Origin of the sequence: Burkholderia diffusa, from assembly GCF_902499115.1 — a bacterium.
Taxonomy (GTDB): domain Bacteria; phylum Pseudomonadota; class Gammaproteobacteria; order Burkholderiales; family Burkholderiaceae; genus Burkholderia; species Burkholderia diffusa.
Genome location: NZ_CABVPN010000015.1, coordinates 137,002 through 160,289, shown reverse-complemented (window position 1 = coordinate 160,289; position 23,288 = coordinate 137,002). Strand labels below are relative to the sequence as shown.

At 67.8% G+C, this 23,288-nt stretch carries 20 protein-coding genes; 14 read left to right on the top strand and 6 right to left on the bottom strand.

From position 1 onward, the window contains the following. The first annotated feature begins 384 nt into the window (after nt 1-384). The 3 genes from BTE28158_RS17250 to BTE28158_RS17240 all read left to right on the top strand — a co-directional run bounded on the left by BTE28158_RS17250 (nt 385) and on the right by BTE28158_RS17240 (nt 5,522). Nucleotides 385-750, top strand: coding sequence for a BON domain-containing protein (locus BTE28158_RS17250; protein ID WP_059604528.1), 366 nt, complete (start codon nt 385-387; stop codon nt 748-750). A gap of 235 nt (nt 751-985) precedes the next feature. Then, nucleotides 986-3,076, top strand: coding sequence for a D-(-)-3-hydroxybutyrate oligomer hydrolase (locus BTE28158_RS17245; RefSeq protein ID WP_174919981.1), 2,091 nt, complete (start codon nt 986-988; stop codon nt 3,074-3,076). Nucleotides 3,077-3,686: 610 nt separating this feature from the next. Then, the gene (locus BTE28158_RS17240; RefSeq protein ID WP_174919979.1) at nt 3,687-5,522 is read left to right on the top strand and encodes a S10 family peptidase; all 1,836 of its coding nucleotides are present in this window, start codon (nt 3,687-3,689) and stop codon (nt 5,520-5,522) included. Between the two features lie 157 nt (nt 5,523-5,679). On the opposite strand, the gene BTE28158_RS17235 is transcribed toward BTE28158_RS17240, so the two are convergent. From BTE28158_RS17235 to BTE28158_RS17215, 5 genes are all read right to left on the bottom strand, one after another. Then, nucleotides 5,680-6,468 (bottom strand): sulfite exporter TauE/SafE family protein, encoded by a 789-nt coding sequence (locus BTE28158_RS17235; protein ID WP_124629565.1) that lies wholly within the window; start codon nt 6,466-6,468, stop codon nt 5,680-5,682. 306 nt (nt 6,469-6,774) lie between these two features. Beyond that, a complete protein-coding gene (locus BTE28158_RS17230; RefSeq protein ID WP_151052240.1) occupies nt 6,775-8,214 on the bottom strand; it encodes a DHA2 family efflux MFS transporter permease subunit in 1,440 nt (479 codons plus the stop codon). A gap of 128 nt (nt 8,215-8,342) precedes the next feature. After that, complete coding sequence (locus tag BTE28158_RS17225; protein WP_151052242.1) at nt 8,343-9,074, bottom strand: DsbA family oxidoreductase; 732 nt, start codon at nt 9,072-9,074, stop codon at nt 8,343-8,345. A gap of 195 nt (nt 9,075-9,269) precedes the next feature. After that, nucleotides 9,270-10,064 (bottom strand): helix-turn-helix transcriptional regulator, encoded by a 795-nt coding sequence (locus BTE28158_RS17220; protein ID WP_059604541.1) that lies wholly within the window; start codon nt 10,062-10,064, stop codon nt 9,270-9,272. Next, complete coding sequence (locus BTE28158_RS17215) at nt 10,061-11,035, bottom strand: ornithine cyclodeaminase family protein (RefSeq protein WP_151052250.1); 975 nt, start codon at nt 11,033-11,035, stop codon at nt 10,061-10,063. Before BTE28158_RS17215 ends, BTE28158_RS17220 begins: the two co-directional genes overlap by 4 nt. A 331-nt stretch (nt 11,036-11,366) precedes the next feature. Between BTE28158_RS17215 and BTE28158_RS17210 the strand changes: the two genes are divergently transcribed. The 11 genes from BTE28158_RS17210 (at nt 11,367) to groL (ending at nt 22,113) form a co-directional block, all read left to right on the top strand. After that, nucleotides 11,367-12,146 (top strand): ABC transporter substrate-binding protein, encoded by a 780-nt coding sequence (locus BTE28158_RS17210; RefSeq protein ID WP_059604546.1) that lies wholly within the window; start codon nt 11,367-11,369, stop codon nt 12,144-12,146. 67 nt (nt 12,147-12,213) lie between these two features. Beyond that, a complete protein-coding gene (locus BTE28158_RS17205) occupies nt 12,214-13,458 on the top strand; it encodes an NAD(P)/FAD-dependent oxidoreductase (RefSeq protein ID WP_151052252.1) in 1,245 nt (414 codons plus the stop codon). Nucleotides 13,459-13,938: 480 nt separating this feature from the next. Beyond that, nucleotides 13,939-16,143 (top strand): beta strand repeat-containing protein, encoded by a 2,205-nt coding sequence (locus BTE28158_RS17200; RefSeq protein WP_174919977.1) that lies wholly within the window; start codon nt 13,939-13,941, stop codon nt 16,141-16,143. A gap of 276 nt (nt 16,144-16,419) precedes the next feature. Further along, on the top strand, nt 16,420-16,779 hold the full coding sequence (locus tag BTE28158_RS17195) for a COG4315 family predicted lipoprotein (RefSeq protein WP_151052053.1): 360 nt from the start codon (nt 16,420-16,422) through the stop codon (nt 16,777-16,779). A gap of 54 nt (nt 16,780-16,833) precedes the next feature. Next, nucleotides 16,834-17,349, top strand: coding sequence for a sigma-70 family RNA polymerase sigma factor (locus BTE28158_RS17190; protein WP_059608125.1), 516 nt, complete (start codon nt 16,834-16,836; stop codon nt 17,347-17,349). After that, a complete protein-coding gene (locus tag BTE28158_RS17185) occupies nt 17,349-18,137 on the top strand; it encodes an anti-sigma factor family protein (RefSeq protein WP_151052051.1) in 789 nt (262 codons plus the stop codon). Before BTE28158_RS17190 ends, BTE28158_RS17185 begins: the two co-directional genes overlap by 1 nt. A 27-nt stretch (nt 18,138-18,164) precedes the next feature. Next, nucleotides 18,165-18,578, top strand: coding sequence for a cupredoxin domain-containing protein (locus tag BTE28158_RS17180; RefSeq protein WP_059608127.1), 414 nt, complete (start codon nt 18,165-18,167; stop codon nt 18,576-18,578). Continuing rightward, nucleotides 18,575-19,207, top strand: coding sequence for a LolA family protein (locus BTE28158_RS17175; RefSeq protein ID WP_151052049.1), 633 nt, complete (start codon nt 18,575-18,577; stop codon nt 19,205-19,207). The genes BTE28158_RS17180 and BTE28158_RS17175 overlap by 4 nt, the downstream gene beginning before the upstream one ends. A gap of 41 nt (nt 19,208-19,248) precedes the next feature. Then, nucleotides 19,249-19,758 carry an SRPBCC family protein gene (locus BTE28158_RS17170; protein ID WP_059608129.1) on the top strand — a complete coding sequence of 170 codons (510 nt, stop codon included), beginning with the start codon at nt 19,249-19,251 and terminating at the stop codon, nt 19,756-19,758. Nucleotides 19,759-20,132: 374 nt separating this feature from the next. Then, complete coding sequence (locus BTE28158_RS17165; RefSeq protein WP_011544732.1) at nt 20,133-20,426, top strand: co-chaperone GroES; 294 nt, start codon at nt 20,133-20,135, stop codon at nt 20,424-20,426. Nucleotides 20,427-20,472: 46 nt separating this feature from the next. After that, on the top strand, nt 20,473-22,113 hold the full coding sequence (groL, locus tag BTE28158_RS17160; protein WP_059611329.1) for a chaperonin GroEL: 1,641 nt from the start codon (nt 20,473-20,475) through the stop codon (nt 22,111-22,113). A 167-nt stretch (nt 22,114-22,280) separates the two neighbouring features. On the opposite strand, the gene BTE28158_RS17155 is transcribed toward groL, so the two are convergent. Beyond that, nucleotides 22,281-23,147 carry a hydroxymethylpyrimidine/phosphomethylpyrimidine kinase gene (locus tag BTE28158_RS17155; protein WP_059608131.1) on the bottom strand — a complete coding sequence of 289 codons (867 nt, stop codon included), beginning with the start codon at nt 23,145-23,147 and terminating at the stop codon, nt 22,281-22,283. Nucleotides 23,148-23,288: the final 141 nt, after the last annotated feature.

The following is a 23,288-nucleotide window of genomic DNA, read 5'->3' as shown; positions in this document are numbered from 1 at the left end:
CTGGCGGCGATGGTACCCGGTTTCGCCCGGCATGCGCGAGTCCGGCGCCGTGGCGCGGCGGCGGGCACGGGCGCGCGAGCCCGCGGCCGCCGGGGGCTCGCGCGTCAAAAGCTTTGCGCTTCGGCGGGCGCTGGATTACATTGTGCGTCGCAGCCGCGACCGATTCGCGCGCGACCCGGCACGCAATGAGACCGGGCGCGTCCGGCCGGCGGCTGTCCGGCCCGGCCGGCCCGCATTCGCGTGCGCCGGTCGCCGGCCCGTGTCGCCTCTCTCGCATCGCCGTGGAAATCATCGGCCGTCCCGCCCGTTCGCGCGCGGGCCGGCTGCCTTTGGGGGTATCCGGCCGTACTGTGCGCGGCCGTTCCGAAGTCATAAGGAGATAGCATGAAGTCGATCGTGTTGAGAGCGTTGGGTGTTGCGGCCGTGGCTGCCTGTCTGTCGGGCAGCGTATATGCGCAGTCGAGCGATGCGGCGGCAACCGGGGCGCCGGCTGCGGCAGCGAGCTCGCCGAAGGCCGCGGCCAAGACCGCGAAGAAGGCGAACCGCAAGCTCGGCTACGCGGTGCGCAAGGCAATTGCGAAGGCAGGCGGCATCGACGTGGCGAACCTCGTCGTGCGCTCGAAGGGCGGCGCGATCTCGCTGGAGGGCACGGTGCCCGACCAGGCACAGATCGACAAGGCGGAAGAGGTAGCGAAGAGCGTGAAGGGCGTGACGTCGGTCACGAACAAGCTGACGGTTCAGCAGCAATGATGCCGGGCGGCGGCGCGCCAGCGCCGCGCGCCCGCTTGCGGCGGGCCCCGGCGTACCGGGGCCCGTTTGCGCTTTAGAATGCCTCGGGCCTGCCGCTTTGCGCCAGGCCCCCCGAACGGGTATCCCCAAGGGACTTCCTTCGGGACGGAAAACGCTGGACGGCCCCGCGTTCTTCAGAGGCCGTGAGCCGCGCACGACGTAGCGGCGGACCGATAACGATATCGAGAGGGCGGCAATGACGACGCACGGGTGGGGCAGTCGGATTCTCTTGGTCGCGGCGCTGGTCGCGGTTGCGATGCTCGGTGCCTGCAACGGTGACGATTCGGGCGAGCGCAACCGGTTGCCGGGTTTCGTGTCCGGCAGCGTGCGCACGACCGCCTATGACGGCACGAGCGACGATCTGCTGACGGCCGGCCTGGGCAAGACCGGGCTCGCCACTGCCACTGCGCCCGCGTTCGCGAATCCGTCCCGACCGACGAGCGCCGAGCTGCGCCGGGTCGCGATCTGGTCGAACTACCGCGCGCTCGTCGACATGAGCGCCAATGGCGGCTACGGCCGTTTCTGGGGGCCGAACGTCGATCTCGACGGCAACGACACGCTCGGCGAAGGCAAGATCCCCGGCACCGAATATCTCGCGTATTCCGACGACGGCAGCGGCCGCAAGAACGTGACGCTGCTCGTGCAGGTGCCCGCGAGTTTCGATCCCGCGCAGCCGTGCATCGTCACGGCGACGTCGTCCGGTTCGCGCGGCGTGTACGGCGCGATTTCGGCGGCCGGCGAGTGGGGCCTCAAGCGCGGCTGCGCGGTCGCATACAACGACAAGGGTGGCGGCAACGGCGCGCACGAACTCGGCTCCGACACGATCACGCTGATCGACGGCGCGCTCGCCGACGCCGTGCTCGCCGGCAACGCCAGTCTCTTTACCGCCAACGTGACGAGCGGCGACCTGGCCGCCTTCAACAGCCGCTTCCCGAACCGCTACGCGTTCAAGCACGCGCATTCGCAGCAGAATCCCGAGCAGGACTGGGGGCATGTGACGCTGCAGTCGGTCGAATTCGCGTACTGGGCACTCAACGAGCAGTTCGGGCCGCTGCTCGACAGCTCGCATCACGGCGTGCGCTACCGCCCGGGCGACATCACGACGATCGCCGCGTCCGTCAGCAACGGCGGCGGCGCGGCGCTCGCGGCGGCCGAGCAGGACACGCGTCGCTGGATCACCGCGGTCGTGGTCGGCGAGCCGCAGGTCAACGTGCGGATGGCGCCGAACGCGGTCGTGCGCGAGGGCGGCCAGCCGGTGCCGTCGTTCGGCCGGCCGCTGGCCGACTACGCGACGCTCGCGAACCTGCTGGAGCCGTGCGCGGCCGCATCGGCGTCGCTCGCGGGCGCGCCGTACCTGAGCGCGCTGCCGGCCGCCACCACGCAGTCGATCCGCACGCAGCGCTGCGCGACGCTCGCCGCGGCGGGGCTCGTGTCGGGCGCCGATACGCAAAGCCAGGCCGCCGACGCGCTCGCGCAACTGCATGCGGCCGGCTATCTCGCCGATTCCGACCTGCTGCAGGCGCCGATGTGGGATTCGCAGGCGATTCCGGCGATCGCGGTCACCTATGCGAACGCGTACACGCGCTCGCGCGTGACCGACAACCTGTGCAATTTCAGCTTCGCGACCACCAGCGCGGCGACGGGCGCGGTCGCGCCGCCCGCTACGTCGCCGATGCCGGCCGTGTTCGGTCTCGGCAACGGCGTACCGCCGACCGCCGGCGTCAGTCTCGTGTTCAACACCGGCGCGGGTGTCGACCACCGGCTCGCGACGCCCGACGCGAGTTTCGCGGGCGCGCTGTGCCTGCGGCAGCTGTGGACCAACGGGATGCTCGACATGCCGGCGAACGTCGACGCAGTGCGCGTGAACGCGAACCTGCAGGGCAAGCCCGCGATCATCGTGCAGGGCCGCAGCGACGCGCTCGTGCCCGTGAATCATGCGTCGCGCGCATACGTCGCGCAGAACGGCATCAGCGAAGGCGGCCGCAGCCAGCTCGTGTTCTACGAGGTGACGAACGGACAGCACTTCGATGCGTTCCTGCCCGTCGCGGGCTTCGACACGCGCTTCGTGCCGGTCCACTACTACAACCTGCAGGCGCTGAACCTGATGTGGCGGCACCTGAAGGGCGGTGCCGCGCTGCCGCCGTCGCAGGTGATCCGCACGGTGCCGCGCGGCGGCACGCCGGGCGCCGCGCCGGCGCTGACGAGCGCGAACCTGCCGCCGATCTCGGCGTCCCCCGGCGCGAACACGATCACGACCGGCGCTGGCGCGATCGACGTGCCGCTCTGACGGCGCCGCCGCGCCGCGATACGGAAGCCGGACAGTCGTCCGGCTTTTTTCTTTTCGGCACCTGGAATCGGTCCCGCACTGGCCTTTATCGGAATGGCACGCTCTGTAACAAATTATTACTTTACGACGTAAAACCCGGAATCTATTATGCGCCGATATTTTCACTTAATTTAATAAATTACCGCAAAGACAATATTCCTTTCCGTATAGTTAATCGATCCTTTCGATTTTATTAAATCGGCTCGAGCTGCGATTGGTCGCCGCTTTGCGATTGATCGGCATTTCGCCGAGGGGGTCGTTCGTCTCTTGGAAGCGAAGGCGCCTTTTCTGGCGGGCTTCACGGGGAATGCTTTTGCTTGCTGTTTCTGGCGCATGCGGATGACAGGGCGGAATTCGCATTGCCGAGCATTATTGAATCGTCGTTTGCAATGGAATTGATTCCATTGTGCGGTCGAGGAATATGGGTGGGGTAAATCGTGCCGGTCGGTATTCGCCGATCCGGTAAAAAACTCGGAGTGCATCGCAAAACGAATGCGCTCCCGGTGCGGAGCGCCGGCGCAAATGATCCTTTGCGACCGGCGGTATTTATCGTTCTGTTCGAGAGGCAATAATGACGACACTGAAGTCCTTGAAAGACGGTTTCGCGCTATTTGGAACGACACTGAGCTTGCCGCTCGCCGCAGCCGCGGCCGCGGCGCTGCTCGTCACGGGGTGCGGCGGCGACGACGGGTCCGGCCCGACCGCCGCCACCGCGGCGGCCGCGACGACGTCGAACGGCAGCACGGCGGCCACCGCCAATGCAACGGCCGCCGTCCCGGCCGACCAGCCGTACGTCGACAACGACGTATACGGCACCGGGCCGAACGACGCGGTCACGGATTCGACCGAAGGGGCCGCGGTCGTGCACCGCCAGGTCACAATCGGCGGCAAGACCGTTCAGTACACGGCCACCACGGGCCACCTGACCACGATCGATCCGGTCACGTCGGCGCCGAACGCGAAGATGTTCTACGTCGCGTACACCCAGGACAACCCGGACCCGTCGAAACCGCGCCCGGTCACGTTCTTCTACAACGGCGGCCCCGGCTCGTCGTCGGTCTACCTGCTGCTCGGCTCGTACGGGCCGAAGCGCCTGCAGTCGTCGTTCCCGAACTTCACGCCGCCGGCCCCGTACAAGCTGCTCGACAACCCGGACAGCCTGCTCGACCGCACCGACCTCGTGTTCATCAACCCGGTCGGCACCGGCTACTCGGCGGCGATCGCCCCGGCGAAGAACAAGGACTTCTGGGGCACTGACCAGGACGCGCACTCGATCGACCGCTTCATCCAGCGCTACCTGACCAAGTACTCGCGCTGGAACTCGCCGAAGTTCCTGTATGGCGAGTCGTACGGCACGGCGCGCAGCGCGGTCGTATCGTGGGTGCTGCACGAGGACGGCATCGACCTGAACGGGATCACGCTGCAATCGTCGATTCTCGACTACGCGAACGCGCTGTCCGCGCCGGGCACCTTCCCGACGCTCGCGGCCGACGCGTTCTACTGGAAAAAGACGACGCTCAACCCGACGCCGACGGATCTCGACGCGTACATGGTGCAGGCCCGCAACTATGCGGACAACACGCTCGCGCCGCTCGCGCAGAAGCCGAATCCGCAGGACGGCGGCTTCGTGAACGTGCGGCTTAACCTGAACCTGCAGACCGCGCAGCAGATGGGCTCGTACATCGGCACGGATCCGACGTCGCTGATCCAGACGTTCGGCAACCCGGCCGCGCTCGGCAACGTGCCGTCGTCGGACGACAACCCGCCGTACACGTTCTTCCTGACGCTCGTTCCGGGCACGCAGATCGGCCAGTACGACGGTCGCGCGAACTTCACGGGCAAGGGCATCGCGCCGTACATCCTGCCGAACTCGGGCAGCAACGATCCGTCGATCACGAACGTCGGCGGCGCGTACACGGTGCTGTGGAACAGCTACATCAACACCGACCTCAAGTACACGTCGACGTCGTCGTTCGTGGACCTGAACGACCAGGTGTTCAACAACTGGGACTTCAGCCACACGGACCCGACCGGCGCGAACAAGGGCGGCGGCAACACGCTGTACACGGCCGGCGACCTGGCGGCGACGATGAGCGTGAACCCGGACCTGAAGGTGCTGTCGGCGAACGGTTATTTCGATGCGGTCACGCCGTTCCACCAGACCGAGCTGACGCTCGCGCAGATGGCGCTCGATCCGACGCTCAAGGCGCAGAACCTGACGATCAAGAACTACCCGTCGGGCCACATGATCTACCTGAACGACGCGTCGCGGACCGCGCTGAAGGGCGATCTCGCCAACTTCTACGACGGCATCCTCGCGAACCGCACCGCACTGCAGCGCGTGCTGAAGCTGCAGGCGCGCACGCAGCAGCTCAAGCAGCAACAGTTGAAGCAGCAGGGGCAGTAAGCATCGCGTTGCGGCCCGCACGGTCCGGCCTTGCGCCGGGCGGTGCGGGTTCGCGAGGCCCCGGATGGACGACAGCCCGATCGGCGCAGGCCGGTCGGGCTGTTTTTTTCAGCGCATGGCGATGCCGGCGGCTGAAGGAGGCGCCCGGCGGCGGCGCCTACGCGAGCACGAGCCGCACGCCGACCGCGACGAGCGTCGCGGCGAGCAGGTTGCGCAGCAGCCGCTCGGGCGCGCGCGCCGACAGCAGGCTGCCGATAACGATGCCGGGCAGCGAGCCGAGCAGAAGCGACAGCAGCATCGACCAGTCGACCGAGCCGAGCAGCCAGTGGCCCATGCCCGCGACGAGCGTGAGCGGCACCGCGTGCGCGATGTCGGAGCCGACGATGCGCGTGGTCGCGAGCGTCGGGTACAGCAGCAGCAGCACGGTGACGCCGATCGCGCCGGCGCCGACCGACGTCATCGACACGAGCACGCCGAGCACGGCGCCCGTCAGCACGGTCGACCACAGCGTGCGCGCAGGGCTCGGCGCGAGCGGGTTGCGCGCGGCGAACGCGGTCAATTGCGGACGGAAGATCAGCGCAAGCGACGTGAGCAGCAGCGCGATGCCGAGCACGAGCTGGATCATGCGCGCGGTGCCCGGCGTGTTCATCCCGTGCGTGTGCAGCCACCACAGCGTGAGCGCCGCGGCCGGGACGCTGCCGGCCGCGAGCCGGCCCGTGATACGCCAGTCGATCGACCCCTTCAGGCCGTGGACGAGCGTGCCGGTCGCCTTGGTCGCGGCCGCGTACAGCAGGTCGGTGCCGACCGCTGTCGCCGGGTGGACGCCGAACAGCAGCACGAGGATCGGTGTCATCAGCGAACCACCGCCGACGCCCGTCAGGCCGACGAGGATGCCGACGAACAGGCCGGACAGGGAGTACAGCAGATCGATATGGGGAAGCGACATCGGAAGCAGGCGGTTATGCGGCGTTCGGCGGCGGCGCGCGGCCGCTGCGCGCGCGTCAAAGTCCGCCATTGTCGCAAATGTGGCGGTTCGATGTACGACTGCGTTAAAAATCGGCCGGGAAGGCCCGTGCGGCGGGCGGCCGGACGGGCGTGAAACGGGCGTTCGATCGACGGAGAGGCCGATTACGCGATCGGCCAGAAAGGTATGACGAATCGGGCATGCGTGCCGTACCCCGGCGCGCGCAAAAAAGGGCGCGACAGTGCGCGCCCCGTTGCGATGCCGGCGACCGGTGCCGCCCGCCGACGGTCAGTGCATCGCGGGGCCGACGCCTTCGACGCCGTTCTGCGGCCGGATGCGCAGCGCAAGGCCGATCAGCGCGGCGGCGGCGGCGAACACCGCGCCGAACGCGAAGGCCGCGTGGTAGCCGCCGTTCAGCGCGTCGAGTGGCGCGGCGTGCGTGGCCGCGAGCGCATCGGTGCGGGCGGCCGCAAGGCTCGCGAGCACGGCGAGGCCGAGTGCGCCGCCCATCATGAACGCGGTGTTGACGATGCCTGACGCGAGCCCCGAATCGGCCGGGTCGACGTCGCTCATCGCGGCGAGCAGCACCGGATTGAACGCGACGCCGGCGCCGATGCCGAGCAGCGTCATGCCCGGTAGCACGTGCCAGACGAAGCTGCCGTCCGCCGGCGCGCGCGAGAACAGCGCGAGGCCGCACGCCGCGACAAGCAGGCCGGCCGCGATCGGGCCGCGGATTCCGAAGCGCATCACGATCCGCGCCGACAGCCCGAGCGAGAACGCGGCCATGATCAGGTTCGCCGGCAGGAACGCAAGCCCGACCTGCAGCGGCCCGTAGCCGAGCACGCGCTGCATGTAGAGCGCGGACAGGAAAAACCACGCGAACATGGCCGCCGCCCACAGCACGCCGATCACGTTCGCGAGCGCGACGTTGCGCGCGGCGAACAGCGTGAGCGGCATCAGCGGATGCGCGACGCGCGCCTCGATCGCGATGAACAGCGCGAGCAGCACGACGGCCGCGCCGATCAGCACGACGGTCTGCGTCGACAGCCAGCCGGCCTCGTTGCCGCCGACGATCCCGTAGACCGCGAGCATCAACGACGCGGTCACGGTGATCGCGCCCGCGACGTCGAGCCGCGCGGCGCCGGCCGGCGCGCGCATGCTCGGCAGCAGCGCGACGCACATCGCATAGACCGCGAAGCCGATCGGCAGGTTGACGAGGAAGATCCAGTGCCACGACAGCGTGCTCGTCAAGAGCCCGCCGAGCAGCACGCCGATGCTGCCGCCGCCCGCGCAGACGAAGCCGTAGACGCCCATCGCGCGCGCCCGTTCGCCCGGTTCGGTGAAGAGGTTCATGATCAGCGACAGCGACACGGCCGACACGATCGCGCCGCCGAAGCCCTGCACCGCGCGCGCGGCGATCAGCATCGTCTGCGACTGCGCGAGGCCGCAGGCGAGCGATGCGAGCGTGAACACGACGAGGCCGGCGAGGAACATGCGCCGCTGGCCGTACAGGTCGCCGAGCCGGCCGCCGAGCAGCAGGCAGCCGCCGAACGTCAACAGGTATGCGTTGACGACCCACACGAGGGCCGTCTCGGTGAAATGGAGGTCGGTGCTGATCGACGGCAGCGCAACGTTGACGATCGTGCTGTCGAGCACGATCATCAGCACGCCGAGGCAGAGGACGATCAGCGCGTACCAGCGCTTCTCGCCGTGGATCCCGTGGGTCATGGGCTGGCCGCCTTCTCTCTGATAGTTATTTGAAAGGCTGCATTGTAGACGTCATTCGCGCGCGCTTCCTGCCGGTTTATGGCAGGAGCGACGCGTAGCGGCGGCGCGCGTCGCGCGGCGCCGGGAGGTTATCCGCGCGGCGGCAGTTCGCAGCCGTCGGGGCCGCATGCGGCGGCGTCGCCGGCGAATTCGACGATGGCGCTATCGCGCCACGCCTGCTCGAGTGCCTGCGCGAACACGTCGGTCGGCTGCGCGCCCGATACCGCGTAACGGCCGCCGAACACGAACAGCGGCACGCCGCGTCCGCCGATCTGCGCCGCGTGCGCGATGTCGGCCTCGACTTCGTCACGGTATGCGTCGCTGCGCAGCACGGCTTCGACGGCCGAGCGCTCGAGCCCCGCTTCGACCGCGAAGTCGATCAGCGCCGCGTGGTCGAACAGCGAGCCGTGCTCGCAGAAATACGCGCGGTACAGCCGCTCGGTCAGCGCATGCGCACGGCCGGTCGTTTCCGCGAGCTTCACGAGCCGGTGACCGTCGAGCGTGTCGCCGACGAACGTGCCGGGCAGGTCGTAGCGGAGCCCGACACTCGCGGCCGCATCGGTCACCTGGCGCAGCATCTGGTCGACCTGCGCGGGCGACATCCGGTACTTGCCGGCGAGCATCGCCTCGACCGGTTCGACCGGCTGGCCCGGCATCAGCCGGTACGCGCGCAGCGCGACGTCGACGTGCTCGGCGTGCGCAAATGCGGCGAGCGCCTCGTCGAAGCGGCGCTTGCCGATCCAGCACCATGGGCAGATCAGGTCGGACCAGATTTCGACGGTCAGGGTCGGGCGGGCAGTCGGGGCAGGGGTGGTCGTCATGGGCGGTCCGGGACGGCAAATAAATGTAACCGGGACTATATCATTTTATGCTTCGATGCTTCGTCGGCGTCTCGCCCAGGTGGAACGGGCCGGCCCGGACGCTTCACGAAGCATAGACACGCATGGTGTGTACCGGTAGCGATTGTCGATGGCGATGACGGCATGCCCGGCGCCGCCGCTCGCCGCACGCGCTGCTTACGCGTCGCCCTGCGTTTCCTTCAGATGCTTCAGGTGCTTGTAGACGGTCGCGCGCCCCATCCCGAGCACGTTCGCGACGTAGTTCGCGGCGCTCTTGCCACGGAACGCGCCTTCCGCGTACAGCGCTTCGACGAGTTCGCGCCGGTGCTCGCGCGTGAGCCCGTTCAAGCCGACCTGCCGCTCGCGCAGCCAGCCGTGCAGGAACGTGTTGATACGCTCCTGCCAGTCGTCGCGGAACAGCTCGTCCGGTTGCGCGACGATGCCCGCGCCCTTGATGAAGACGTCGAGCGTCGCGCGGACGTCGTCGAACACCGCGATGTTGAAGTTGATGCACATCATCCCGGCCGGGCGGCCTTCGTCGTCGAACAGCACGTTGCTCACGCAACGCATCCGCCGGCCGTCCCAGTTCAGCTTTTCGTACGGACCGATCACGCGCTCGCGCGCCGAATGATCGATTTCCTCGAGCGCGGAGTCGTCGCCGACCTCGCGCTTCGACAGGTTGTTCGCGAGATACAGCACGGTCTGGTCGTGCAGGTCGTGGATCACGACTTCCGCATACGGGAAGAACAGCGCCGCGATGCCGTCGGCGATCGGTGCATAGCGGGTGAGCAGCAGGTCTTTGACGGGGGATTGCTTCTTGCGCATCGGAATCGCCATCTCGGGTGAGCGGGGGCCGGGCGGTGCGTCGGCACGGCGCGCCGGCGTGCCGTCGACCGGCTGGTCCGTGCGCCCGCGCGCTGCCGCCGCGGCGGTTGCGCCATTGTATCGGCCCCGCGCGCGCGTGCTGCTCATGCGCGCGTCAGATGCGTGTACAGCGCGTGTGCGATCGCGATGTCCTCGAGCCCAAGGCCGATCGAGCGGAAGAACGCATGACGCGTGCGAGACGGCGCCGCGCACGTGCCGGCGACGAGCGCGGGCAGGTCGCCGACGATCCGCTCGGGCGTCCAGCCGTGCCCGGCCGCCGCGATCTGCATCTCGCCCGCGCTCGCGGGCGTCGTGTGCCGGTAGTCGCAGTACACGTCCATGTCGGGCAACCACGCGGGCGGGATCTCGTGCGCGCGCGCGACGTTGGTGCTGATCGACGTGACGAGCGCGGGGCGCGTGAGCATGCCGTCCGCGAGCACCGGCGTGCCCGACGACGTGCACAGCATCACGACGTCCGCGTCGCGCACGCACGCCTCGACGCTGGCGGCCGCACGGGCCCGCGGATCGATCCGCGCAAGCGTCGCCTGTAGCGTCGGGTCGCCGGCGAGCGCGGGCGAATGGACGCCGATCGATGCCCAGTCGCGCAACGCCGCGGTGTGGCGCAGATGCGCGAGGCCGACCGCGCCCGTGCCGATCACGGCGAGCCGGCGCGCGTCGCGCGGTGCGAGGCAGTCGACCGCGAGCGCCGTCGTGCCGGCCGTGCGCTCGACCGTCAGCAGCCCCGCGTCGCACCACATCAGCGGCTGGCCGGTGCGCATCGACATCAGCGCCGTCCATGCGGTGACGATGGGTTTCCCGTCGGGTTTGCCGCCCGTCACGACGTACGGAGACAGCTTCGCGCCGAACACCTGCTCGTCGGCGAGCGCGCCGAGATACGTGATGAAATCGCCGGCCTGCTCGGGGAACAGCGTGAGGGTCTGCGGCGGCTGCACCGCGCGGGCCGACGCGAGCGACGCGAACATGCGGCGCAGCGTGCCGAGCACGTCGAGCGACGGCAGCGCCGCGCGCACCGCGGCTTCGTCGACGACCAGCGGCAGGGTCGGGGCGGGTTGCGTCATGGGACTTCTCCGGTCGGGGCCGGACAGGACAGTCTCGAAATAGCGTGTCCGGCGGTGTTCGTTGTGGACTAAAAGTCTAATATAGACAATAGAATTCTGGTGAGTTTTTCTTTTTCGGACCGGGTTGCGCTATGCGTCACGGTAAAAACGTCGCTAAATCAATGGCGTGGAGCGCGGGCGGTAACGATTCGATCACTGCATCGCGCTTGCGATTATCGTATCCCCTATAGTCTATAGTAGACTAAGAGTCTATATTTTGCGTGCGGACCGGCGTGCCGTCGCACGATGACCGGTCTTCATCGCCTCAATCCGGAATCGAAGGACATCCGTCATGAACTGGAAGCTTTCCCTCTGCGCCGTCGCGGCGCTTGCGTGCGCGGCCGTCTCGGCCCACGCGGAACAGACCACGCTGCGCTTCGGGATCGAAGCAGCGTATCCGCCGTTCGAGAGCAAGACGCCGGCCGGCCAGCTGCAGGGTTTCGACGTCGACATCGGCAACGCGGTGTGCGCGAAGCTGAACATGAAGTGCGTGTGGGTCGAGAATGCGTTCGACGGGCTGATCCCGGCGCTGCAGGCGCGCAAGTTCGACGCGATCAATTCGGCGATGAACATCACCGCGAAGCGCAAGCAGAGCATCGACTTCACGCCGGCGATCTACGTGGTGCCGATCGTGATGGTCGCGCACCGCGGCTCGCCGCTGCGGCCCGATGCCGCCAGCCTGCGCGGCAAGCACGTCGGCGTGCTGCAGGGCTCGTCGCAGGAGGATTTCCTCAAGGCGCACTGGGCGAATGCGGGCGTGGCAGTCGTGTCGTATCAGGACCAGGACCAGATCTATGCCGATCTCGTCGCCGGACGTCTCGACGCGGCCGTGCAGGAAGCGCAGACCGCGCAGGACGGTTTCCTCGACAAGCCGGCCGGCCGCGACTACCAGATCGTCGGCGACGCGCTGAAGGATCCCGCGACGCTCGGCGAAGGCACCGGCTTCGGGATGCGCAAGGGCGACAAGGCGCTGCAGGCGAAGATCGTCGGCGCGCTCGACGCGCTGAAGAAGGACGGCACGCTGAGTGCGCTGTCGCAGAAGTACTTCAAGCGCGACATCGTCGCGAAGTAAGCCTGGCCGCGCGCCGGCCGCGGTGCCGGCGCGCGTCGCACCGAATCTCGACGCAGTACGGGGAAGCATGGATTTCGACGTCATCGTTCTGGGGGCCGGCATCGTCGGCGTGTCGTCGGCGCTGCATCTGCAGGATCGCGGGCTGCGCGTCGCGCTCGTCGACCGGCGCGCGCCCGGCGAGGAAACGAGCCACGGCAATGCCGGGCTGATCGAGCGCTCGTCGGTCGTGCCGTACGCGTTCCCGCGCCGGCTCGGCACGCTGCTGCGCTACGCACGCAACCGCTCGGTCGATCTCTATTGGGACTACAAGGCATTGCCCGCGTATGCGGGCTGGCTCGCGCGCTTCTGGCGCGAATCGTCGCCGCAGCGGCTCGCGGCCGCCGCGCGCGACATGCTGCCGCTCGTCGCGGCGAGCGTCGTCGAGCACGACGCGCTGCTTGCGCGCACCGACGCGCAACCGCTCGTGCATGACGGCGGGTGGATCGAGGCGTTCCGTTCACCGGCGCTGTTCGACGCGGAAACGCGCGCGCAGCAGCGGGTGGCCGACGCGCACGGGTTGCGGATGAGCGTCCTCGACGCGCGCGCGTTGCGCGAACGCGAGCCCGGCATCGGCGACGCATTCTGCGGCGCATTCCACTGGCGGGACCCGAAGACCGTGTCGAGCCCCGGGGGCCTGACGAAGGCGTACGCGCGGCTGTTCGAGCGTGACGGCGGCACGTTCGTGCGCGGCGACGCGGCGACGCTCGCGCAGGTGGACGACGGCTGGCTGGTCAATACCGAGCATGGGCCGATCGCGGCCCGCTCGGCCGTGGTCGCGCTCGGGCCGTGGTCCGATCACGTGTTCGCGCCGCTCGGCTACCGGATTCCGCTGCGCGCCAAGCGCGGCTATCACATGCATTACCGGCCGACCCGCGCGCAGCTGAACGTGCCCGTGTGCGATACCGAGGAGGGGTTCGTCGTCGCTCCGATGGAGGGCGGCCGCCTGCGGCTCACGACCGGCGTCGAGATCGCGTTGCGCGGCGCGCCGCCGACCGGCGTGCAGCTCGCGCGCGCCGAGCCGCTGGCGCGCGACGCGTTCGGCATCGGCGAGCGGCTCGATCCGGCACCATGGCTCGGGATGCGGCCGTGCACGCCCGACATGCGGCCGGTGATCGGGCCTGCGCCGCGCCATCGTCATCTTTGGTTCGCGTTCGGCCATTGCCACCACGGGCTGACGCTCGGCCCCGCGACCGGGCGTCTGCTCGCCGAGATGATGACGGGCGAGCCGACCTACATCGATCCCCATCCGTACCGACCCGCGCGCTTCGGCTGAGCGCGTTTCGATACGACGGCCGTCGCAGTGCGGCCGTCACATTTTTTCATTTGGTTATCCGTATTATCCGCAGTCGCGAAAATGGAAATGATCTGCGTAATTGATTGGAAAGAAATCACGAAATAAGAAAAACGGTAAACAAGTGATTTATTAATGCATTTTCATGAAAATGAAATGCGGAGCAGGCGATCTGCCAGGGCAATCCGGCGGCGCTTTCACAACGGACGTCCCGATGTGGCACGGAATGTACCGGAACACGTTACTTCGGGCCTCGCAAACGTTACGTTACATCCGCGCGCCGGACGTCTCATTCGTCAGATTATTGTGGCCGTGCGACCCATTTATTTGCCCGGAAATCCATATAAAACCGTTATTGGCCCGCAATAGGCCAACGAATCAATCCGTTTTATCCGGGTGGCACACTTCGTGCAATCCGTCCCCATGCTTTATCAACGTAGTGCCAACCGAGATGGGGTAAAGATGGGACAAAAGATTGAATTGACGGGTGTGGCGCTGTCGGTCGCGACGGTGTTCGGGGTACTGGCTTCCGGTTCGGCAATCGCGGGGACGCTCGATGCGCTGCCGCTTCCGCAGGTAATCGTGAATCCGCCGACGAACAGCGTCTCGATCGGGCTGGCCGCGACCGGCACGTCACCGCTGGGTTCGATCACCGTGGCGGCGGGCGGGTCGGGCGCGATTCAGATGTCGCTGGGCGATCCGGCGCAGGCGTTGTCTGGCGCGGTGAACGCGCTGCAAGGCGCGCTCGGCGGCGCTGGCGGCACGGTGACGCCGCTCGCGCCGGTTCAAGGCGTGGTGAACCAGGTGACGGGGGCGCTCGCCGGCGGCAATCCGGCCGGCGCATTGACCGGCGCGCTGGGCACGGCGACGGGGACGTTGAGCAATGCGGTTGGTACGGTCACGGGTGCACTGGGTAACGTGGGCGGCGGTGCGAATCCGCTGGCGCCGGTTCAAGGTGTCGTCAATCAAGTGACGGGGGCGCTCGGTGGCGGCAATCCGGCAGGTGCGTTGACCGGTGCGCTGGGCACGGTGACGGGTGCGCTGGGTAACGTGGGTGGCGGTGCGAATCCGCTGGCGCCGGTTCAGGGTGTCGTCAATCAAGTGACGGGGGCGCTCGGCGGCGGCAATCCGGCAGGTGCGTTGACCGGTGCGCTGGGCACGGTCACGGGTGCACTGGGTAACGTGGGTGGCGGTTCAAACCCGCTGGCGCCGGTTCAAGGTGTCGTCAATCAAGTGACGGGGGCGCTCGGCGGCGGCAATCCGGCAGGTGCGTTGACCGGTGCACTCGGTACGGTCACGGGCGCACTGGGTAGCGTGGGTGGCGGTTCAAACCCGCTGGCGCCGGTTCAAGGCGTCGTCAATCAAGTGACGGGCGCGCTCGGTGGCGGCAATCCGGCAGGTGCGTTGACCGGTGCCCTCGGCACGGTCACGGGTGCACTGGGGAACGTCGGCGGCACGAACCCGCTGACACCGATCCAGAACATTGTCGACCAGGTCACGGGCACGGTGGGCAGCGGCAATCCGGCCGGTGCGCTGGGCAACGCGGTCAATACGATCACCGGGACGCTCGGCAACATCGGCGGCGCGTCGAGCCCGTTGGCACCGGTGCAAGGCGCCGTCACGCAACTCGCCGGCACGCTTGGCAACGGCAACCCGGCCGGTGCGCTGACGGACGCCGTGAACTCGATGACGGGCGCGCTCGGCAACCTCGGCGGCACGAACCCGCTGGCGCCGGTGCAGGGCGTCGTGAACCAGGTCGTCGGCACGTTGTCGGGCGCCGGCGGCGGCAGCCCGATCGCGCCGATCACGAACCTCGTCAGCGGCCTGCAGAACGCACTGCCGACGGGTGGCAACGCGGCCGGCGCGCTGACCGGCGCACTCGGTTCGGTCACGAGCGCGCTCGGCAACCTCGGTAGCACAAACCCGCTGGCCCCGGTCCAGGGCGTTGTGAACCAGGTCGTCGGCACGCTCGGCAGCGGCAACCCGGCAGCCGCACTGAGCAACGCGGTCAGTTCGGTGACGGGTGCACTCGGCAACCTCGGCGGTACGAACCCGCTGGCGCCGGTGCAAGGCGTCGTGAACCAGGTGGTCGGCACGCTCGGCGGCAGCAATCCGGCCGGCGCACTGACGGGGGCCGTGAGCTCGGTGACGGGCGCGCTCGGCAACCTCGGCGGCACGAACCCGCTGGCCCCGGTGCAGGGTGTCGTGAACCAGGTCGTTGGCACGCTGTCGGGCGCAGGCGGCAGCCCGATCGCGCCGATCACGAACCTCGTCAGCGGTCTGACCGGCGGCAGCAACCCGGCCGGCGCACTGACCGGTGCACTCGGTTCGGTGACGGGCGCCCTCGCGAACGGTCCGGCAGCCCTCGGGCAGGCGGCCGGCGCGCTGTCGGGCGCGGCGGGTTCGACGGCTGCGGCGGGCGGCAGCCTGCTCGGCTCCGGCGCGAGCGCGGCCGGCAGCACGGCGGGCGCGACCGGTTCGCTGGTGTCCACGACCGGCAACGCGACGGCAACGGTCGTCAATGCTGTCGGCACGACGCTGGGCGCGGCGCTGGGTTCCACGCCGAGCCTGTCGGTCACGCCGCACTCGGGCAACGGCTCCGCGAACAACCCGCTCGCGCCGGTGTCGACGCTGCTGCAGGCGGTGACTGGCGCATTGCCGAAGTAACCGGCCGGAACGCGCGGCGGCGGCGCATCGCCCGCCGCGCGCAACGGGTCGTACATCGCGGCATGACAGCAATGTCATGCCGCGTTTTCTTTGGGTTCCCGATGTGTTTCCCGTGAGGAATGGCGTCGCTTTGTGGGGTGGCATGGAATAACCGGCCGGTTTCGTCCGTTTACATACCGAGTCTCGGCGCGGCCGGACAGCGGGATAATGGTCATGACGAAGTCGACGTCCCGTCCGGCGCCACCGTGCCGCGATGCCATGTCAAGGAGAACGGGAATGAAGACGATGCTGTTCGCCATCGCGATGACGGCCGCGATCGCGCGGCCCGCGGCCGCCGAGCCGCCGCAGGCCGGTGACGGGAAACTGGTCGACGAAGATCACATGACGCTGTACGTGTTCGATCACGACGCGCCGGGCAAGAGCACCTGCACCGGCACCTGTGCGGCCAACTGGCCGCCGGCGCTCGCCGACGGATACGACAAGGCGACGGGTGCACTGAGCCTCGTCACGCGCGACGACGGTCGGAAGCAATGGGCTTACCACGGCCGTCCGCTGTATCGCTGGAAGATGGACCGCAAGGCAGGCGATGCCGGCGGCGACGGGATCGGCGGCATGTGGCACGTCGCGCGCCCCTGAGAACCGACGGACCGAATGACGGACTGACGGCGCGGCGATGCGCGAGGCATCCGGATGAGCTACGAATCGGACCTGCTGGTGTGGCTGCCGCATCTCACGCGATATGCGCGCGCGCTGACGGGCGAGCGGGCCTGGGCGGACGATCTCGTGCAGGACACGCTCGAGCGCGCGCTGAACCGGCCGCCGCGCGACGGCGGAAACCTGCGTGCGTGGCTGCTGACGCTGCTGCGCCACCGCTTCATCGACCAGTTGCGCGCGCGGCACGAGATTGCGGTCGACGATGCGACCGCGCCATGGCAGACGATGGCCGCGCCGACCGACGAGATCGGCGGCCTGCTGCTGCGCGACGTGCAGCGCGCGCTGTATCGGCTGCCCGTCGAGCAGCGCGAGGTGCTGCTCCTGGTCGCGCTCGAGGAATTGAGTTACCGCGAAGCCGCACAGGTGCTTGGCGTGCCGGTGGGGACGGTGATGTCGCGGTTGTCGCGGGCGCGTGAACAGATGCGTGCGCTGCTGTCCGGCGAGTCGCCGGCGCGCGGCGCGGCCGCGTTACGGGTGATCGGGAAGACATGATGGACGACGATCCGCGCAAATCTTCGAATGATCGAGACGGCGGAGCCGATGCATCGGCGCAATTGCTGTCGGCGCTGCTCGACGGCGAACTGTCCGGACAGGAGCGCCGCGAGGTGCTCGAACGGCTGCAGTCCGATCCGCGCGAAGCCGACCGGTTTGCGCATTACGGCGCGCAGCGCGACGCGTTGCACGCGCTGTTCCCGCTGCCTGCCGCCGCACCCGCGCTGTTTGTGCAGCGGCGCGCACCGCGCTGGCGCGGCGTCGCGTATGCATTCGCGGGACTGGCGGCCGGGCTGGTGATCGGCGTCGCGCTGCACGCGGGCTGGACGACGTTCGGTGCCGAGCCGGCCTTCGCCGCGCGCGCGGACGTCGCGTACGCCGTGTACGCGGCCGATCGGGAGCATCCGGTCGAGGTCGACGCACGCGATCCGGCGCGCCTTGCCGCGTGGCTGTCCGCGCGTCTCGGGCGGCCCGTGCGCGCGCCGTCGCTCGACGAATACGGATATGCATTGCTGGGCGGCCGGCTGCTGCCGGGCGACGCGGGGCCGGCCGCGCAACTGATGTACCAGCGTGCGGACGGCAAGCGCGTGACGCTCTACATGACGGCGTACGATGCGCGGCGCTTCGCGCCGCAGTCGATGTCGGCCGGCGGCCGCGACACGTATTTCTGGTCCGATCGCGGCATGGGTTATGCGCTCTCCGGACGCGCCGACGAACGACGGCTGCGCGAGCTCGCGATCGAAGCATGCGGCGCGCTCGGCGGACCGACCGACGCGTGGAAGGGTTGACGCGCGCGACGTCGGCAGGGAGCCAACATGAACACGAAGGCGGTGATGGCGGCGGTGGCGCTCGTGGCGGGCGCCGGGCTCGCGCGGGCGGACGGCGATGCGCCCGTGCGCGTGCCGGTCGATGCCGACGGCGTGCAGCGGGTGGCGATCGTCGGCGGCAGCTATTTCTTTCGCCCGAACCACGTGATCGTCCGCGCGCACGTGCCGGTCGAACTCACCGTATCGGCCGAACCGGGCGTCGTGCCGCACAGTTTCGAGATCGATGCGCCGCAGGCCGGGATCGCGGTGCACACCGAACTGGGCACGACGCCGCGCACGTTGCGCTTCACGCCGACGGCGCCCGGCCGCTTCGCCTACTATTGCACGCATCGGCTGCTGTTCCTGCGCAGCCATCGCGAGCGCGGAATGGAAGGCGTGCTCGACGTCGAGGCGGCGCCGTGATCACCGCATTGCTGGCCGCGAGCCTGATAGGAGCGAGCATGACAGCCGATCCCGTTACCATCGCGCAGTCGCATTTCGACCAGGTCCATTCGTACCGCGCGACGATCCGCTCGTCCGTGCGAAGCGGCGAGCACGCCGAATTCCACTATGCATACCGGAAACCCGGTTTCGTCCGGATGGACTTCGTGTCGCCGCATCACGGCGCGGTGCTCGCGTACGACCCCGACGCGGGCAAGGTGCGGCTGCGCCCGTTCGGCGAGCATGCGCTGCCCGCGCTGACGCTGTCGCCGTCGAATCCGCTCCTGCGCGACCGCAGCGGCCATCGCGTCGACCGGTCGGATGTCGGCGTGCTGCTGCGTAACGTACACGCGCTGCAGCAGGGCGGTGCGACCGTGACGGAAGGCAAGGAAACCATCGGCGGCCGTACCACGCTGCGCGTATCGGTGACGGGCGCGCCCGCACACGTGGTTGACGGCGTGCATCGCTATCTGTTGTGGCTGGACGCCGAGGACGGTTTTCCGCTGAAGGTCGTCAGCTTCGCGGATGACGACGGCGCGCCGCTCGAAACGGTGACGCTCGACGACGTCGAGATCGACGTCGCGTTTCCCGCCCGCTTTTTCGCGCCCTGATCGCGCGCTTGATCCCGATTCTGATTCGCGCCGGAGGCAGCATGGCGGAATACCGGTTTTCGACGACGTGGCGCGTGGACGCGCCCCTCGCGGCTGTCTGGGACGCGATCTACCAGGTCGATCGCTGGCCCGACTGGTGGAAGAGTGCCGTGCAGACCGCCGAGATCGAGCGCGGCGACGCGCGCGGCGTCGGCGCGCTGCAGCGATACACGTGGAAAGGCGCGTTGCCGTACCGGCTGACCTTCGACATGCGTGTGCTGCGCGTCGAGCGGCCGCATGTGCTCGAAGGCCGCGCGAGCGGCGCGATCGAAGGTGACGGCCGCTGGTCGTTCGCCGGCGACGGTGCGCGCACCGTCGTGCGCTACGACTGGCACATCCGCACGCGCGAGCGCTGGATGAACTGGCTGGAGCCGATCGCGCGCCCGCTGTTCGCCTGGAATCACGACGTCGTGATGCGCGAAGGCGCGAAAGGCCTCGCGCGACTGCTCGGCGCGACGGTCGTGACCGACGGCCGGACGTTCCAGCCAGTGGCGGGCTGTCCGGACATGTGACGATCCCGTGGCCGCCGTTTGGGCCACTGTGGCGTCCGAGCAGCCTTTTTCACGCGATGCCGGACGACCGCGGGAACTCGGTGCTCGCCCCGTGTCAAATTGGGGCGAGGGTCGGGATTTCCCGTATCCCGTCCGCTCCCGGTGTGCGAGATTGATGCTTATGTAATTGTTTTAACTGAATTTTTGTGATTCACCCCCGTTTTTCCGTCGTTCCGCCTCGCACGAAAAAACCTCCGGCTCCCCTTCTTGAATTTGTCAAAACCCGTCCATATAATTAGCACTCGCTGCACGAGAGTGCTAACAATTCTCTGCCGGGCGATTCGCCGGGCAGATTCCCCAAGCGTTCTTCAATCTCAGTCAAGAGAGGAGTGAATATGAACCTTCGTCCTTTGCACGATCGCGTGATCGTCAAGCGTCTGGATCAAGAAACCAAGACCGCCTCGGGCATCGTCATCCCCGAAGCCGCTGCTGAAAAGCCGGATCAAGGCGAGATCCTCGCGGTCGGCCCGGGCAAGCGTGACGACAAGGGCGCTCCGATCGCGCTCGACGTGAAGGTCGGCGATCGCGTCCTGTTCGGCAAGTACGCAGGCCAGACCGTCAAGGTCGACGGCCAGGAACTGCTGGTCATGCGCGAAGAAGACATCATGGCCGTGGTCAACGCGAAGTAAGCGTCCACTGACGGTACATATTCCCAAGAATTCAAGGAGTTAGAAGATGGCAGCTAAAGACGTCGTATTCGGCGATTCCGCCCGTTCGAAGATGGTCGAAGGCGTGAACATTCTCGCCAACGCAGTCAAGGTCACGCTGGGTCCGAAGGGCCGCAACGTGGTGCTCGAGCGCAGCTTCGGCGGCCCGACGGTCACCAAGGACGGTGTGTCGGTCGCGAAGGAAATCGAGCTGAAGGACAAGCTCCAGAACATGGGCGCGCAAATGGTCAAGGAAGTCGCTTCCAAGACCAGCGACAACGCAGGCGACGGCACGACGACGGCAACCGTCCTCGCGCAATCGATCGTTCGCGAAGGCATGAAGTACGTCGCATCGGGCATGAACCCGATGGACCTGAAGCGCGGCATCGACAAGGCAGTCGCAGCGGCTGTCGAAGAGCTGAAGAAGATCAGCAAGCCGTGCACGACGAACAAGGAAATCGCACAGGTCGGCTCGATCTCGGCGAACAGCGACTCGTCGATCGGCGATCGCATTGCTGAAGCGATGGACAAGGTCGGTAAGGAAGGCGTGATCACCGTCGAAGACGGCAAGTCGCTGGCCGACGAACTCGACGTCGTCGAAGGCATGCAATTCGATCGCGGCTACCTGTCGCCGTACTTCATCAACAACCCGGACAAGCAAGTCGCCGTCCTCGAAAACCCGTTCGTGCTGCTGCACGACAAGAAGGTGTCGAACATCCGCGATCTGCTGCCGGTGCTCGAACAAGTCGCGAAGGCAGGCCGTCCGCTGCTGATCATCGCCGAAGACGTCGAAGGCGAAGCGCTCGCAACGCTGGTCGTCAACAACATCCGCGGCATCCTGAAGACCGTTGCGGTCAAGGCGCCGGGCTTCGGCGATCGTCGCAAGGCGATGCTGGAAGACATCGCGATCCTGACCGGCGGTCAAGTCGTCGCGGAAGAAACCGGCCTGACGCTCGAGAAGGCAACGCTGGCTGAACTGGGCCAGGCGAAGCGCATCGAAGTGGGCAAGGAAAACACGACGATCATCGACGGCGCAGGCGAAGCCGTGAACATCGAAGCGCGCGTCAAGCAGATCCGCACGCAAATCGAAGAAGCGACGTCGGACTACGACCGTGAAAAGCTGCAAGAGCGCGTGGCCAAGCTGGCCGGCGGCGTGGCAGTGATCAAGGTCGGCGCTGCGACCGAAGTCGAAATGAAGGAAAAGAAGGCACGCGTCGAAGACGCGCTGCACGCAACCCGCGCTGCCGTTGAAGAAGGCATCGTCCCGGGCGGCGGCGTTGCGCTGATCCGTGCACGTACCGCGATCGCAGGCGTGACCGGCGCGAACGCCGATCAGAACGCAGGCATCAAGATCGTGCTGCGCGCAATGGAAGAGCCGCTGCGCCAGATCGTCACGAACGGCGGCGAAGAAGCGAGCGTCGTGGTCGCAGCAGTTGCAGCAGGCAAGGGCAACTACGGCTACAACGCAGCGACGGGCGAGTACGTCGACATGGTCGAAGCCGGTGTCGTCGACCCGACCAAGGTCACGCGTACCGCACTGCAGAACGCAGCTTCGGTCGCAGGCCTGCTGCTGACGACGGACGCAGCTGTCGCAGAACTGCCGAAGGAAGATGCACCGATGCCGGGCGGCATGCCGGGCGGCATGGGCGGCATGGGCATGGACATGTAATCGACTTCGGTCGATGGTGTCCGGAACGCGCAGCGATGCGCGTTCCAGCCAAAAGAAAAGACCCGCAGCGATGCGGGTCTTTTTTTATGCGCACGCGAAAGGGGCTGACATGCGGCTCCTAAGCGAGAGCAGGCGCGCAACGGCGGCGCAGGGCCGCCGCGCGGACGTCAATGCCGGGCGATTCGCGGCGAGGTTTTGCTGCTGTCCGTCACCGGACGCCCGCCTTCCTCATCGTTGCTGCGCGCCCAGAAGAACCGGTCGGGCAGGTACGCGCCCATGCCGGGCCGGAACGCGTCGCGGACGGCCTGGTACAGGTATTCCTGCGCCTCGCGCACCGCTTCGGGCGGCTCCTGGCCGTTCGCGAGCAGTGCCGCGATCGCCGCGCCGAGCGTGTCGGTGATGCCCATCAGCCGGTGCGGCGAGCGATCCCACATGTCTTCGCGAAGCTGGCCTTCCTCGCCGTACAGCGTGTTGACGAGCCGGTGCGAACCCGTCTCCGACGACAGGATGTACTCGCAGCCCTGCGACAGCAGGTGCGATACGGCCGCGTCGAGATTCGGCGCCTCGGCATCGCCGTCCGGCTGCGCGAGCGCGATCAGCGTCGCGTGGTCGGCGACCAGCAGTGTCGTCTGCGGTGCGAGCAGGTCGGCGATCGATTCGCGCAGGTCGTCGGCGGCGAGCACGTGCTCGTCGTCGAGCGTGAAGTCCGGTGCGAGCACGAGCGGCACGCCGTCGTAGTCGGCGACCACTTCCGCGATCGCGCTCACGACTTCCGCGCGCGTCGCGGCGCCGATCTTGAACGCGGCAACCGGCATGTCCTCGAGCAGCATGCGCGCCTGGGCGGCGACGACATCGGGATCGAGGCCGGTCACTTCGTCGCAGGCGGCGGAGTCGCGCACGGTGTAGCCCGTCAGGACGGACACGCCGTGACAGCCCATGCTCGCCAGGGTCATCAGATCGGCTTGGAGGCCGGAGCCGCCGGTGGGATCGGACAGGCCGAAGGTGAGGACGATCGGAGGGGCGTTGCTGGACATGTAGAAATGGGGCAAGAAAAAAACGGGGAAGCGACAGAACTGCGGACGGCGAGGCGAAGTGGGCATTTCGGCCCCGTGTTGCCCGGCAGGCCGCACTTTTCAGTCATTATGCGGCGGAATCCGGCCCGCACGACGGAATTT

Coding starts and splice junctions, on each gene's coding strand:
- BTE28158_RS17190 (WP_059608125.1), top strand. CDS start 16,834: ATGAGCTACGAATCGGACCTGCTGGTGTGGCTGCCGCATCTCACGCGA.
- BTE28158_RS17185 (WP_151052051.1), top strand. CDS start 17,349: ATGGACGACGATCCGCGCAAATCTTCGAATGATCGAGACGGCGGAGCC.
- BTE28158_RS17210 (WP_059604546.1), top strand. CDS start 11,367: ATGAACTGGAAGCTTTCCCTCTGCGCCGTCGCGGCGCTTGCGTGCGCG.
- BTE28158_RS17205 (WP_151052252.1), top strand. CDS start 12,214: ATGGATTTCGACGTCATCGTTCTGGGGGCCGGCATCGTCGGCGTGTCG.
- BTE28158_RS17165 (WP_011544732.1), top strand. CDS start 20,133: ATGAACCTTCGTCCTTTGCACGATCGCGTGATCGTCAAGCGTCTGGAT.
- BTE28158_RS17170 (WP_059608129.1), top strand. CDS start 19,249: ATGGCGGAATACCGGTTTTCGACGACGTGGCGCGTGGACGCGCCCCTC.
- BTE28158_RS17250 (WP_059604528.1), top strand. CDS start 385: ATGAAGTCGATCGTGTTGAGAGCGTTGGGTGTTGCGGCCGTGGCTGCC.
- BTE28158_RS17245 (WP_174919981.1), top strand. CDS start 986: ATGACGACGCACGGGTGGGGCAGTCGGATTCTCTTGGTCGCGGCGCTG.
- BTE28158_RS17215 (WP_151052250.1), bottom strand. CDS start 11,035: ATGACGCAACCCGCCCCGACCCTGCCGCTGGTCGTCGACGAAGCCGCG.
- BTE28158_RS17155 (WP_059608131.1), bottom strand. CDS start 23,147: ATGTCCAGCAACGCCCCTCCGATCGTCCTCACCTTCGGCCTGTCCGAT.
- BTE28158_RS17180 (WP_059608127.1), top strand. CDS start 18,165: ATGAACACGAAGGCGGTGATGGCGGCGGTGGCGCTCGTGGCGGGCGCC.
- BTE28158_RS17230 (WP_151052240.1), bottom strand. CDS start 8,214: ATGACCCACGGGATCCACGGCGAGAAGCGCTGGTACGCGCTGATCGTC.
- BTE28158_RS17225 (WP_151052242.1), bottom strand. CDS start 9,074: ATGACGACCACCCCTGCCCCGACTGCCCGCCCGACCCTGACCGTCGAA.
- BTE28158_RS17200 (WP_174919977.1), top strand. CDS start 13,939: ATGGGACAAAAGATTGAATTGACGGGTGTGGCGCTGTCGGTCGCGACG.
- groL (WP_059611329.1), top strand. CDS start 20,473: ATGGCAGCTAAAGACGTCGTATTCGGCGATTCCGCCCGTTCGAAGATG.
- BTE28158_RS17235 (WP_124629565.1), bottom strand. CDS start 6,468: ATGTCGCTTCCCCATATCGATCTGCTGTACTCCCTGTCCGGCCTGTTC.
- BTE28158_RS17240 (WP_174919979.1), top strand. CDS start 3,687: ATGACGACACTGAAGTCCTTGAAAGACGGTTTCGCGCTATTTGGAACG.
- BTE28158_RS17195 (WP_151052053.1), top strand. CDS start 16,420: ATGAAGACGATGCTGTTCGCCATCGCGATGACGGCCGCGATCGCGCGG.
- BTE28158_RS17220 (WP_059604541.1), bottom strand. CDS start 10,064: ATGAGCAGCACGCGCGCGCGGGGCCGATACAATGGCGCAACCGCCGCG.